The sequence below is a fragment of the Thermodesulfovibrio thiophilus DSM 17215 genome (assembly GCF_000423865.1).
Taxonomy (GTDB): Bacteria; Nitrospirota; Thermodesulfovibrionia; order Thermodesulfovibrionales; family Thermodesulfovibrionaceae; genus Thermodesulfovibrio; species Thermodesulfovibrio thiophilus.
On record NZ_AUIU01000001.1, the window covers coordinates 1 to 12,409 of the forward strand.

At 33.1% G+C, this 12,409-nt stretch carries 14 protein-coding genes and 1 pseudogene; 9 read left to right on the top strand and 6 right to left on the bottom strand.

The window, feature by feature from the left end; genetic code table 11:
* Window positions 1-244, bottom strand: a pseudogene (locus tag G581_RS10025) (hypothetical protein); the annotation flags it as partial.
* Window positions 245-330: 86 nt separating this feature from the next.
* Between G581_RS10025 and G581_RS12290 the strand changes: the two are divergent.
* The 8 genes from G581_RS12290 (at window position 331) to G581_RS0100045 (ending at window position 7,369) form a co-directional block, all read left to right on the top strand.
* Window positions 331-462, top strand: coding sequence for a hypothetical protein (locus G581_RS12290; protein WP_275574432.1), 132 nt, complete (start codon window positions 331-333; stop codon window positions 460-462).
* Window positions 459-1,013, top strand: a complete 555-nt coding sequence (locus tag G581_RS0100015) for a PilN domain-containing protein (RefSeq protein ID WP_028844062.1) — start codon at window positions 459-461, stop codon at window positions 1,011-1,013. Before G581_RS12290 ends, G581_RS0100015 begins: the two co-directional genes overlap by 4 nt.
* 2 nt (window positions 1,014-1,015) lie before the next feature.
* Window positions 1,016-1,603, top strand: coding sequence for a type IV pilus inner membrane component PilO (locus tag G581_RS0100020; RefSeq protein ID WP_028844063.1), 588 nt, complete (start codon window positions 1,016-1,018; stop codon window positions 1,601-1,603).
* 47 nt (window positions 1,604-1,650) lie between these two features.
* Complete coding sequence (locus G581_RS11430) at window positions 1,651-2,094, top strand: pilus assembly protein PilP (RefSeq protein WP_169368338.1); 444 nt, start codon at window positions 1,651-1,653, stop codon at window positions 2,092-2,094.
* Window positions 2,084-4,090 carry a type IV pilus secretin PilQ gene (gene pilQ / locus G581_RS0100030; protein ID WP_028844065.1) on the top strand — a complete coding sequence of 669 codons (2,007 nt, stop codon included), beginning with the start codon at window positions 2,084-2,086 and terminating at the stop codon, window positions 4,088-4,090. Before G581_RS11430 ends, pilQ begins: the two co-directional genes overlap by 11 nt.
* 62 nt (window positions 4,091-4,152) lie before the next feature.
* Complete coding sequence (locus G581_RS0100035; RefSeq protein ID WP_028844066.1) at window positions 4,153-4,797, top strand: response regulator transcription factor; 645 nt, start codon at window positions 4,153-4,155, stop codon at window positions 4,795-4,797.
* On the top strand, window positions 4,794-5,621 hold the full coding sequence (locus tag G581_RS0100040) for an ATP-binding protein (protein WP_028844067.1): 828 nt from the start codon (window positions 4,794-4,796) through the stop codon (window positions 5,619-5,621). Before G581_RS0100035 ends, G581_RS0100040 begins: the two co-directional genes overlap by 4 nt.
* A 194-nt stretch (window positions 5,622-5,815) precedes the next feature.
* A complete protein-coding gene (locus G581_RS0100045) occupies window positions 5,816-7,369 on the top strand; it encodes a thiamine pyrophosphate-dependent enzyme (protein WP_028844068.1) in 1,554 nt (517 codons plus the stop codon).
* Here G581_RS0100045 and G581_RS0100050 read toward each other — a convergent pair.
* Genes G581_RS0100050 through G581_RS0100070 form a run of 5 tightly spaced genes read right to left on the bottom strand, consistent with a single transcriptional unit; the run spans window position 7,358 to window position 11,416 of the window.
* Window positions 7,358-7,789 carry an ACT domain-containing protein gene (locus G581_RS0100050; protein ID WP_028844069.1) on the bottom strand — a complete coding sequence of 144 codons (432 nt, stop codon included), beginning with the start codon at window positions 7,787-7,789 and terminating at the stop codon, window positions 7,358-7,360. The genes G581_RS0100045 and G581_RS0100050 overlap by 12 nt on opposite strands.
* Before the next feature lie 10 nt (window positions 7,790-7,799).
* A complete protein-coding gene (locus tag G581_RS0100055) occupies window positions 7,800-9,104 on the bottom strand; it encodes a phenylacetate--CoA ligase (RefSeq protein ID WP_028844070.1) in 1,305 nt (434 codons plus the stop codon).
* A gap of 10 nt (window positions 9,105-9,114) precedes the next feature.
* Window positions 9,115-9,537: an ACT domain-containing protein gene (locus G581_RS0100060; RefSeq protein ID WP_028844071.1), complete on the bottom strand. Its 423-nt coding sequence runs from the start codon at window positions 9,535-9,537 to the stop codon at window positions 9,115-9,117.
* Between the two features lie 9 nt (window positions 9,538-9,546).
* Window positions 9,547-10,842 (bottom strand): phenylacetate--CoA ligase family protein, encoded by a 1,296-nt coding sequence (locus G581_RS0100065; RefSeq protein WP_028844072.1) that lies wholly within the window; start codon window positions 10,840-10,842, stop codon window positions 9,547-9,549.
* Window positions 10,793-11,416: an indolepyruvate oxidoreductase subunit beta gene (locus G581_RS0100070; RefSeq protein ID WP_028844073.1), complete on the bottom strand. Its 624-nt coding sequence runs from the start codon at window positions 11,414-11,416 to the stop codon at window positions 10,793-10,795. Before G581_RS0100070 ends, G581_RS0100065 begins: the two co-directional genes overlap by 50 nt.
* A gap of 256 nt (window positions 11,417-11,672) precedes the next feature.
* Between G581_RS0100070 and G581_RS0100075 the strand changes: the two genes are divergently transcribed.
* Window positions 11,673-12,407, top strand: a complete 735-nt coding sequence (locus G581_RS0100075; RefSeq protein WP_028844074.1) for a lipopolysaccharide kinase InaA family protein — start codon at window positions 11,673-11,675, stop codon at window positions 12,405-12,407.
* The last annotated feature ends 2 nt before the right edge of the window (window positions 12,408-12,409 follow it).

Below are 12,409 nucleotides of genomic sequence, written 5' to 3' on the forward strand. Positions count from 1 at the left end.
CAAGATCATCAAGACAGCCTCCTCCTGTTATCATGCTCACTGCCAGTCCCAGTACTGCCTCAGACTCCCTGTATCCACGCTCTCTTTCTTTGACCCTGACTGTGGAATCAATCATCTCTGCCAGTCCAAGCCTGTGGATAAATTCGTCTATGAGGATTCCCCCGCCATGACTGACGAGAGTTTCGTCTTGCTCAAGAATTATCTTGACTCTCTTGGCGGTGTTAATCTTTTTGATCTTCTTCATCTTCACCCTCCAGGTGATAACTTTAAAGATATTTTACATGATATCCAAAACCTTGTGTATATCTGATTTGAAGAACATTAGAAATAATGCAAATAGAAGTTATCGCTGGATTTGGGATCAATATTAATAAAAAATTTTCTTCCAAAATGCAACAATATGCTCATATAGCATCTATCGCAATGGGATTATCACTTAGAGGAACGGAGAAGATAAAGTGATAAAAATAAATCTTCTCCCAGAACGCAAAATAAAAAAACCAGTTAAAAAATTTGAACTCAATCTGTCAGGAGATATTGTTAAAAAACTTCTGATCCCTGCAGGAGTAACTCTATTTATTCTTGTTCTAGCATTTATTTATTGCGAGCTTACCAAGTCAGGGCTACAGAAAGATATAGCCAAACAGAAAGAAGCCCTTCAAAGTCTACAGAAAAAGATTGCTGAAGTTAAAAAATTTGAAGCGATGAATAAAGATATAGAGGCAAAGACGAAATTAATAGAAAATTTAAAAAGAATGCAGTCAGCTCCGGTAAATATTCTCAGTATTGTTGTTAAAAAGATTCCCGATGGAGTATGGCTTACTGGACTTAATTATGATGAAACAATTACAGTTGAGGGGATTGGATTTTCTAATTTAAATGTGGTTGCTTTTGTGGAGAATCTTAAAGAAACTCCAGAGTTACAGGATGTTTATCTTGTAGAGTCTCAACAAACGGAGTTTGAAAAACAGGCAGTATATAGATTTATAGTAAAATTCAGGCTAAAGGTGTAACAATGGAGTGGGAAAGTCTTTCAAAAAATAACAAAATTCTTTTAATGACGCTCATACCTCTGATGTTGATTGTATTATTTACTTCTGTTTACTTATTGCCTAACTTAGACACCATCAATAAACTAAAAAAAGAAAAAGCAAGCTTACAGGAAGAAATAGATAAAGCAAATTTAATTGTTAATAAATATGAAGAATTAAAGCTTCTCAATGCCGAGCTTCAAAAAAAGATGGATTTTCTCAAAACTCTTCTTCCGAAAGAAACAGAAGTTACTGATGTATTGAAAAAAGTTTCTGAGATAGGACTTCAAAAGGGGCTGGTTATAACTTCTTGGAAACCGAGAGACAAACAGATACATTCATCAAATGAAGTTTATGAAATCCCGGTGGAAGTTGGAATGCGTGGAAAATATCATACATTTGGAATATTTTTTGCTGACATTACGAATATACAAAGAATACTTAATATAAAAAAAATGGAAATCAGACGGGGAGATAAAGATCCAACTATGCTTAATGCAACCTTGATTGCTGTGACATATTCATTGATACCAGACGAAGAAAAACAAAAAATACAACAAAAGAAAAAATGATAAATAAAAAAAATATATTTATTATAGCTATAGTTATTTTATTAATAATGATATTGTTTACAGCATATTTTTTACTTAATGAAACCAAACAAACAAAGGAAGTAATAATTTCGAAACCTGTCAAAAAGCAGACAGTTCAGGCACAAAATGTGGAAATTGTTTTCCCTACATATTCCTATGATGCTGAGAAATTAAGAGATCCGTTCGCTCCTTTGATTGTCAGAAGACAACAATTTCTAAAAGGTACTTCTCCGCTGGAAAATTATGATATAGAGGAGCTTAAACTCACAGGAATTGCCAGAGATAAAAAAGGTAGTCTAGCACTTATTCAAGCGCCAGATGGTAGATTTTATATTGTTAGAGAAAATGATATAATTGGAATGCATAAAGGACGCATAATAAAAATACAAAAAGATCTTATTGAGATTAAAGAAGACAATAAAAAAGTTAAGTATTTGAAACTTTCGCCGGAGGACAAAAATGATAAATAAAATTTTTCTTTTTTTATGTATTTATTTATGTATATTTTTATTCTTTATTGCTAAAGACGTTACAGCAAGAGAAATTAATGCTATTATTCCGGAAAAAGATATGTTAAAGATACAACTAACAGAACAATTTGAATATACAATAATTCCTCAGGATGATCCATTCAAAATAAAGATTGAATTTAAAAACACCAAACCTGGAGTCCTTGATAAAAAAACCATTTTTCATGAAGGCAGTGTAAGTGAAGTGTCAGCACAGACTACAGGAAGTGACACTTATGTAAATATTCTTCTGGCTGAACCTGTTAAACCAGAGATAAAGATGGAAGGTGATACTCTTGTTTTTTATTTTCCTCAACAGCCACAACAAAAAGAGACAGGAGCAATAAGGACAGGGAGAATTATTGATGTATTAATGGATAAAATAGAAGATGGATTTGAAATATCAATTCAGGGAGATGGAGAATTTCCAGAACCTTCTGTAACTAAAGTTGATGATTATATCAATGTAAGTTTTCAAGATGTAAAATTTGAAGCTCAACCATCTAAGGATATCCCGGTTTCAGTAAAAAGACAGGGAAATGAGCTTATACTGAGTTTCTTTTTTGGTAAGGATTTTGATGCAGATACTATATATCTTGGAGATGAGGTAATACTTAATTTAAAAAAAGTTAAAGGAACTAAACCTGGTAAGTCCGAAATAATTGCTCCAGTAGAACCAGTTATACAAAAGATAGTTTCTGGAGAAAAAACGATTTCTCTTGATCTTCAAGATGCTGATATTGTAGGAGTATTCAGATTGCTCGGAGATATTGGAGGATATAATACGGTAATTCATCCAGATGTAAAGGGTAAAATCACTCTTAAACTGATAAATGTTCCCTGGTCAAAAGCTTTAGATGTAATGTGCAGAACATTTCAGCTTGAAAAAACTTTTGATGGTAATATCATAAGAATTGCTCCTATTAAAGTTTTTCAGGAAGAAAAAAAGCTTGAAGCAGAAAGCAAGGATCTTTTTAAGAAAGCAGAGGATGAACAGATTCGCATATTTGTTCTTAAGTATGCTTCTGTTGATAAGGTAAAAAGCACAATAGAATCATCAAAAATCCTCTCTTCAAAAGGAAATATTTCAACTGATGAAAGAACAATGACTGTAATTGTTAAAGATATTCCATCGGTTTTACAACAGGTAGCAGCATTAATATCAGATCTTGACAAACCAACAAGACAGATTTTATTACAATCAAGAATTGTTGAGATAAGCAGCTCCTTTTCAAAAAGTCTGGGAATTGATTGGGGAATAAACTGGCGAATATCTGACTGGAGAACCAACATAGTTGGATCACAGGGTGCTACAACAGGTACTACCAATACAATACCAGGAGGCACTACGCCAATTGCAATAAATTTACCAGCATCATCTGGAAGAGTTGGAGCAGGAACATCTGCTTTAACAATAGGATATCTAAATGCTGCAGGAACATTTGCTCTTGATTTCAGAATATCAGCTTTGCAGGATTCTGGAAAGGGTAAAATTGTATCTGATCCCAAAGTAATAACTCTTAACAATCAAAAAGCAAAAATAGTTCAGGGTGAATCAATTCCATACGGAGAAAAAGATGTGCAGAGTGGACAGATTTCAACAAAGTTTAAAGATGTTGCAATTACTGTAGAAGTCACTCCTCATATGATTGATGATCAATCAATGCTTCTTGATGTCAATGTTATTAAGGAAGACCTCATAGAATTTATAAATATTGGTGGAACTTATGCACCAAGAACCACAAAACTTGAAAGCGTGACGAAGGTATCTTTAAAAGATGGTGAAACACTGGTAATTGGAGGGATTTATAAAAGAAAGGATACATTTAAAGAAGGAAAAGTACCAGGACTTGGTGATATTCCTTTGCTTGGAGAACTGTTTACAACACGTGGAAGAGACGAAGATCTCTATGAAGTTGTAATATTTATAACTCCAAGAGTATTAAGCTATGAGTGAAGTCTTTGTAATGCATTATACTGTGTTAAACAATGTGTTTATCACAAGTGGTGAGACTTATTATGAAAATCTTACTCATAGAGGATGATAAACTTCTCGGCGAGACATTAGCTGAATATCTCCAGATAAAAGGCATTGAAACATTATGGTTATGGGACGAAAGACAGATTGTAAAAATAATAAAACAGTACGAATTTGATGTCATTGTTGTGGACCTTATACTTAAATTCAGCTCAGGAGAAGAATTAATTTTAGCCTTAAGAAAAGCAGGAATACAAACACCTATACTTGTAATCACGGCCAAAAGAAGCATTACAGATAAAGAGCGATGTTTTATTAGAGGAGCTGATGATTATCTGATAAAACCTTTTGAGTTCAAAGAGATAGTTTTAAGAATAAAAGCTTTATGTAACAGAAGACATCGTGAGAATATCGTGACTATTCGTGATATAGTAGTTAATCTTGATGCAAAAACTCTTCATAGTGGGAAAGAGGAGATAAAAATTTCTCAGAAAGCATGGGATGTTCTTTGTTTGCTTATTAAGAATAGAGGTGAAGTGGTTGACACTGAAACAATTCTTGACTATGTATGGCAGGATAAAGATGTAGGTGAAGAAATTGTCAGGGCTTATATAAAACAATTAAGAAAGATACTGCCACCTGATAGTATTCAGGTATATTATGGTCAAGGATATAAACTCAATTGAAGTTTCAAATCAAAATAATTGTGTCTTTTTCAGTTGTGCTGGCATTAATACTCTTCTATATAAACTATATGATGGTAACCTACCTTGATGTAAATCAGGGCAGGCTTTTTAGTCAAAGTATTGACAAAACAACAGAGCAAGAGAAAATTAAACTTATGGATCAGATAAAAGAATTTCTTACAGAAGTTTTGTTATGGGAATTTTTGCTTGTGTTAAGTTTGATGTTTATTTTATATCAAGTAATCAATAGACTTACGAAGCATGAAAGAGATTATAAAAACTTCTTGGAACTTATATTATTAACAGTATCCCATAAATTTGGAAATTTTATTACTATTCAAAAGGGGAATATTGAATTATTAAAAATAACACATGATGAAAAGGCAATTAATCGACTTGAAAGCAGTTATAATTATTTTCAGGAAGATTTTTACAGAATAGTTGACACAATAAAAAGTTTTAAAAATATTGGTATAGTGAAAGAAAAAATAAATCTGAAAGTAATCATAGAAAAGCATTTAGAACTTATCAATACAGACAAATCCATAATCAAGAACTTAAAAGATGTCTATATTTATGCTAATAAACAGAACATTGATAACATTGTTTTTTTTCTTCTTGAAAATGCTTTTAAGTATTCAGATGAAAGAATTCATATCAGGCTTACAAAAAAAATGCTTGCAATTAGAAACGACATAGCTCAGACAGATAAAAGTTCAGGGATTGGACTTAAAATAACAGAAACTTTTGCGAAAAAGGAAGGTTTTAAAATAAAATATAGGGCAAAAGAGAAAAGTTACATAGTTACCTTAATTTTGCAATAGAGTAAATACTAACTTTTTTCTTGAGTTATCGTATATGATTAGAAAACAATAAATTAGTAATTTTCCAGTTTGAGTAGCAGAGCTTTTCAACCCCCAGCAAAAATTGAACGCATTGGATCAATCAATACTATTAAACTTTATTGCTATATTTCATATATGTTATATTAAAAACTGATTTGTTAATTGGAGGTAAAATGGAAAAAGTTCTGATGTTAGGATGCGATGCTATTGCCCGAGGAGCAATTGAAGCAGGCATTTCTTACGCAGCTTCTTATCCAGGAACTCCTGCAACTCAAATTCTTGAATATGTTGCTAAAAATTCTTCAATAAAAGCAGAATGGTCTGTGAATGAAAAAGTTGCGTACGAAGTAGCTTATGGAGTTTCTTTAACTGGAAGAAGAGTATTATGTTCAATGAAACATGTGGGACTTAATGTGGCATCGGATCCATTTATGACATCAGCTTATCTTGGAGTAAAAGGTGGTTTTGTGCTAGCAGTTGGAGATGATCCTGGTGCTTATTCTTCACAGAATGAACAGGATTCACGCTTTTATGCCTCATTCGCCAAAATTGCATGCCTTGAACCATCAGATGCCAAGGAAGCTAAAGATATGGCATATGTAGCTTTTGATATATCTGAAGAATTGGAGCTTCCAATAATGATTAGAAGTATCACGAGGCTTCTTCATTGTTTGAGTCCTGTTTCTTTAGGCAAAATTAAAGCTGAAAAAGAGATAAACCTGAATAAGAATCCTGAACGACTTCTTGCAATTCCTAAAAATGTAGTGAGACTTCACTGTGAACTGAATAAAAAACAGGAAAAAATTAAAAAACTTATTGAAAAATATGAGTTTAATAAAATTTTTTCTGGTAATGGTAAAGTTGGTATAATTGCGTGTGGCATTACCTATAACTATGCAAAAGAGATAGGTGAAGACTTTCCAATCCTTAAAATTTCTGCTTATCCTGTAGATGAAGCTTTGATTTATAAGTTTATTAAAAACCTGGATGAAATAGTGGTCCTTGAAGAAGGATATCCTTTTGTTGAAAATTTAGTAAGGAAGTACAACATAAAAATAAAAGGAAAACTTTCAAGAGACTTACCTCTTGAGGGAGAGCTTGGGGCTGAACCTGTACTGAAGTTGTTTGGGAAAATTAATTTTCCTGTAAAAAAGGATATTTTACTCATACCGAGACCTCCCATGTTGTGTCAAGGATGCCCTCACAGAGAGTTTTACAAAGCATTAAATGAAGCAAATCCCACATTTGTTGCAGGAGACATAGGATGTTACACTCTCGGTGCCAATCCTCCGCTTAAAGCAATTGATACATGTCTTTGTATGGGAGCTAGCATAAGTAAGGCAGCTGGTATTTCATCACAGGGAATTAAAAAGGTTGTTGCAGTTATAGGAGATTCAACCTTTATTCATTCTGGAATACCTGCATTGATAAATGCAGTTTATAATAAAGCTAATATCCTTGTTTGTATTCTTGATAACTCAGCAGTGGCAATGACAGGGCATCAACCGACACCTTCAATTGGTATTACTGTGAAGGGAGAGGAGACAAAAAAACTGGATCTTGTGGAACTTTGTAAAGCCTGCGGTGTAGATTCTGTTGAATTGATTGATCCATACAATAAAAAGTCAGCTTTTGAAACTATAAAAAAAGGACTGGAAAGTTCAGGAGTCAATGTTGTAATAGCTAAGAGACCATGCGTTTTAGTTAGCCGAAAACTAAAGAGCTAAAACATTCTCCCATGTTAAAAGAGTAATCCCATTTTCCTGCAAAACAACTATTGTTTTATCAAGATTTTCAGTTCTCAGGACAACCACTGCTTTTTGTCCTGATTTTTCAACAAAAGCGTAAATATATTCAATATTTATGTTTGCATCATAAAGATACTTCAATGCTTCAGCCAATCCACCAGGTTTATCGTTTACTGCCATTGCCACTACATTCGTAAGCTTAACAGTAAACTCGTTTTTTTCAAGAATCTCTTTTGCTTTTTCAGGATCTGTAACTATTATTCTTAAAATTCCAAATTCAGATGTATCAGCAATCGAGAGCGCTCTTATATTTATCTCTTCCTCTGCGAGTGCGTTTAATGCTTCATAAAGTCTTCCTCTTTTGTTTTCCAGAAAAATAGAAATCTGTTTTATTTTCATGGTTTGCCTCCTAATCTATCAGAGTTCTTTTGTCAATTATTCTTTTTGCCTTTCCTTCACTTCTTGGAAGACTTTTTGGCTCAATAAGAGTTACTTTAACTCTTAATCCGATAGTTTCTTCGATGCGTTTTTCGAGCTTTTTTCTGAGATTTTCAATATGTCTTACTTCATCTGAAAAAGTATCCTTTGAGACCTCGACCATTACTTCTATTTCATCAAGATATTGCGGTCTTGTAATAACAATTTGATAGTGTGGTTCAACACCTTGAACTTCTAATATAGCTTTTTCAATCTGATATGGGAAGATCATAACTCCTCTTACTTTTATCATATCATCTGTTCGTCCACGAATTCTTTCAATTTTGACAAATGTTCTTCCACATGAGCATTTTTCTTTTATAATTGAAGTTACATCCCTTGTTCTAAACCTTAACATGGGCATTCCTTCACGAGTAAGCGTTGTAAGAACAAGCTCTCCTCTTTTCCCATCCGGTACAGGGTCTCCTGTATCAGGATGGATAACTTCCATAAAAAAATGGTCTTCAAAGACATGTAAACCTTTTTTTTCAATACATTCATGTGCAACCCCTGGGCCAATTATTTCTGTAAGCCCATAAATATTAAAAGCATTTATATTAAATCTTTTTTCAATTTCGTTCCTCATTTGCTCTGTCCACATCTCAGCACCGAAAGAGCCGGCTTTAAGCTTAAGAGTTGTTGGCGGTATGCCTATTTCCTGAGCAACTTCAGCCAGATAAAGAGCATAGGAAGGTGTGCAGGTAAGAATGGTAGTTCCAAAGTCTCTCATTATTTCAATCTGTTTTCTTGTGTTTCCAGCACTAGCAGGAACAACTGTTGCCCCAATTTTCTGTGCGCCATAATGTACTCCAAACCCACCTGTAAAAAGTCCATAACCATAGCAATTCTGAATGATATCATCTTTTGTTGTACCGGCCATTGTAAGAGCCCTTGCTGTCACCTCTGACCATATCTCTATATCATGACGTGTATATCCAGCCACAACTGGTTTTCCAGTTGTTCCACTTGACATGTGAATCTCTATAATATCACGTAATGGTGAGGCAAAAATTCCAAAGGGATAAACTTCCCTCAAATCAGCTTTGCTTGTAAATGGTATATTTTTAATATCATCAAGGGTTCGGACATCTTCAGGAGTGAGGCCTATTTCATCGAAAATTTTTTTGTAATATGAAACTCTTTCATAGGCTCTTTTAACTGTTTGTTTCAGCCTTTCAAGCTGAAGTGCCCTAAGTTGTTCTTCAGGCATGCATTCAACTTCTTTATTCCATATCATTTGATTTACCTCATTGTATTGAAGTTAAAAAACGCAGATTTTCACCTTTAAGACTTTCTATAGCCTTCTCAGTATTTTCAACTTCAACAATAAGATATGCTTTTTTTCTTGTCTCTGCAATATAAACAGCTGCACTTTCAATATTTATACCTTTTGAAGAGAGAACCTTAACAACTTCATGAAGTCCACCTGGCTGGTCTTTCATCTCAATCCCTATTGCCTCGTTGAGGGATACAGTAAATCCTCGTTCTTTTAGAAGTTGATATGCCTCTTTGCATCTGTCAACCATAAATTTGATTACTCCGAAACCATTAGTACTTGTAATTGAAAAGGCAAGTATATTTATATTTGCTTCAGCAAGAACATTTGTAATTTTTTCAAGTCTGCCAGGTTTGTTTTCAGCAAATACTGAAATAATATGAAGCTTATTCATTAAAACCTCCTAAATAGTTCTTTTATCGATCACTCTCTTTGCTTTTCCTTCATTTGCAGGCAGAGTTCCAGGCTCAAGCAGTTCAACTTTAGGTTTAACCAAAGTAGCAGCACGTATTTTATCTATGATTTCATCTTTTAATCTGATAAGTTTTTCAATCTTTCCATCAAATAGCTCTCTGTCTATCTCAACTTTAATTATCATTTCATCATATGCCTCAAGCACAATCTGATAGTTCTGTGCAACTCCTTTTATTCCCATTAATATATGTTCAATCTGCTGTGGGAAGATATTAACTCCTTTAACAATAAACATATCATCAGATCTACCAATAATTCTTGCAATTTTTCTATGAGTTCTCCCGCATTTACAGGGTTCTGAAATAATTCTTGTTAAATCCCTTGTCCTGTATCTGATAAGAGGCATTGCCTCTCTGTTTAGTGTGGTTAAAACAAGTTCTCCAATTTCACCCTCAGGAACCGTCTCACCATTTACAGGATTAATGATTTCCATAAGAAAGTTATCTTCCCAGATATGCAATCCATCTTTATATAAACATTCAAAACCAACACCTGGACCATTCATTTCTGTAAGCCCGTAACAGGTATAAACATCTATTCCGAGTATATTTTCAATTTTTTTTCTTGTTGCTTCAGAAAATGGTTCTGCTCCAAGATAAGCTCTTTTTAATTTAAGCTCCTTTTTGGGATCAATGCCTTTATCATAAAGCACAGAGGCAATATAGAGTGCATAACTTGGAGTTATATGCAACATTGTAGTGCCGAAGTCTTTCATTAAACTAATTTGTCTTTCTGTATTTCCAGGTCCAGCAGGAATAACAAGAATTCCAACTTTTTCAGCTCCGTAATGCATAACAAATGCACCTGTAAAAAGCCCGTAAGTCATACTGTTTTGTAAAATATCACCTTTTGTAGCACCTGTCATAACAAGACAACGAGCAATAAGCTCTGCAGAGTTATTAATATCTCTTCTGGAAAAGAATATTGCTTTGGGTTTTCCAGTTGTTCCACTTGATGTATGGAGTCTCAGTACCTTTTCCAGCGAAACAGCCAATAATCCGTAGGGATAGTCCACAAATAGATCTTCTTTTATGGTAAATGGAAACTTTTTAATATCATCGAGTGATTTTATATTTGAAACATTTATATTGCTATCCTGAAATTTCTTTTTATAATGAGGAACTTTTTGATATACTCTTTTTAAAACTTTTTTAAGTCTTTCAAGTTGCAGTTCTTCAAGTTGCTGTCTTGTCAAAGTTTCCGCTGTTTTGTTCCAGAATTGCATTTTCTTCTGCTAACCTCCTGCCTTTATTAAATGCCTTTAAATTCAGTTCAATTGTTTTAGGCGGAACTGACTTTGTAATTACCTCATGCCATGCTGTTTCTTTAAATGGTAAAAAAATAGACAGATATCCTAAAATAACAGAGTTTTCCACTTTTGGATTACCGATATTTTTAGCAATTTTTTCTGCATCAATATATTTAACGTTAAATCCTTGTTTCTTTATTAAAAACTCAACGTTGTCAGGATATTCATTATCTTGAATCATGGCAGGAATAACTTTTTTTCTATTTAAGATAATAATGCCTTCAGGTTTGAGAAAATATAAATATCTTAAAGCTTCAAGTTCTTCAAAAGAAACCATTATATCAGCCATGCCTGCAGGTATAGTTGGAGAGTAAACTATATCACCAAATCTTACGTGACCGATAACACTTCCACCTCTCTGAGCCATTCCATGAAGTTCACTCTCTTTAACATCAAAACCGCTTATGAATGCTACCTGAGCGATAATTCGGCTTGCAAGAACTATTCCCTGTCCACCTGTACCGGATAAAATAATGTTAGTTGTCGACACAGAAAAAATTCTAACACAGTATAAAAATAGTTTGCAACCGGATAAATGTTTAAACTTATTTTTTAACCTAAGTATGAAACTCTTAGATTTATAAAATCGATACCTGTATTGCCAGAATACTGTCAATACGTTGTTTTTATTTTCCTAATGTCTAAAGTTTATGAAGGGACAGTTGTAAGTTCAACTTATTTTTTACACAGTGCGTTAGGTAAAATAAAAACTAATATAATATCTTTCTGGTAAAATAAAAAACAGGATGTTTATTAATCAGAATGGAGTGTTATTTAATTTTCAATATTTTGATTTATTTCAGAAAAAAGGACTTCTTTCTTTTGATGCTCTCTGGAATCAACAAGACCATTATTTTTTTACCAAAAAACGTTATCGGATTGTTTCAGCTTATCAAATAAATGGATCTAAAATTTTTATAAAAAAATATCTTGCTCATATAGAAGAAGCTAAAAAAGAGTGGGAAAATATTTTTTTACTCTGGAGCAAAGGTTTTCCCACTTCTGTTCCTGTATTTTTTACAATGTCACAAGATAAAAGAGCCATGATAGGAACTGAAGAAGTAAACGGAGAAGGTTTTTTAGAGATAGTTCAAAATGATTCTTCAAAAACCGCATTTTTAATTTCTAAAATTGCTAAGTTTTTAGCTGAATTTCATATAACAGGGCTTTTTCATCAAGACTGTTATTTAAATCATTTTTATTACAATAAAAATCTTGATCAACTTATCGTTATAGATATATCTCGAGTGAAGTATAATCCTTTTTTTTCTAAATATTTTTTTATTAAAGACCTTGCGCAGCTTAAATTTTCTTTTTATACCTATTTTCAAAATGAAGCTTTAAATTTTTGGAACATTTTCTGGGAAAATTATAATAATGAGTTTAAAAATTCATTATTTCTGGCAAAATTAATAGACCTAAAAGTAAGGCTTATTAAAAGGCATACAGACAGAGTTTTAAAAAGAGGCGGAGAGATTTAAAA

Excerpts from the sequence above, each read along its gene's own strand:
- G581_RS0100045 (WP_028844068.1), top strand. The coding sequence starts at position 5,816 with ATGGAAAAAGTTCTGATGTTAGGATGCGATGCTATTGCCCGAGGAGCA.
- G581_RS0100075 (WP_028844074.1), top strand. The coding sequence starts at position 11,673 with ATGTTTATTAATCAGAATGGAGTGTTATTTAATTTTCAATATTTTGAT.
- pilQ (WP_028844065.1), top strand. The coding sequence starts at position 2,084 with ATGATAAATAAAATTTTTCTTTTTTTATGTATTTATTTATGTATATTT.
- G581_RS0100055 (WP_028844070.1), bottom strand. The coding sequence starts at position 9,104 with ATGATATGGAATAAAGAAGTTGAATGCATGCCTGAAGAACAACTTAGG.
- G581_RS0100020 (WP_028844063.1), top strand. The coding sequence starts at position 1,016 with ATGGAGTGGGAAAGTCTTTCAAAAAATAACAAAATTCTTTTAATGACG.
- G581_RS11430 (WP_169368338.1), top strand. The coding sequence starts at position 1,651 with ATGATATTGTTTACAGCATATTTTTTACTTAATGAAACCAAACAAACA.
- G581_RS0100050 (WP_028844069.1), bottom strand. The coding sequence starts at position 7,789 with ATGAAAATAAAACAGATTTCTATTTTTCTGGAAAACAAAAGAGGAAGA.
- G581_RS12290 (WP_275574432.1), top strand. The coding sequence starts at position 331 with ATGCAAATAGAAGTTATCGCTGGATTTGGGATCAATATTAATAAAAAA.
- G581_RS0100065 (WP_028844072.1), bottom strand. The coding sequence starts at position 10,842 with ATGCAATTCTGGAACAAAACAGCGGAAACTTTGACAAGACAGCAACTT.
- G581_RS0100035 (WP_028844066.1), top strand. The coding sequence starts at position 4,153 with ATGAAAATCTTACTCATAGAGGATGATAAACTTCTCGGCGAGACATTA.
- G581_RS0100060 (WP_028844071.1), bottom strand. The coding sequence starts at position 9,537 with ATGAATAAGCTTCATATTATTTCAGTATTTGCTGAAAACAAACCTGGC.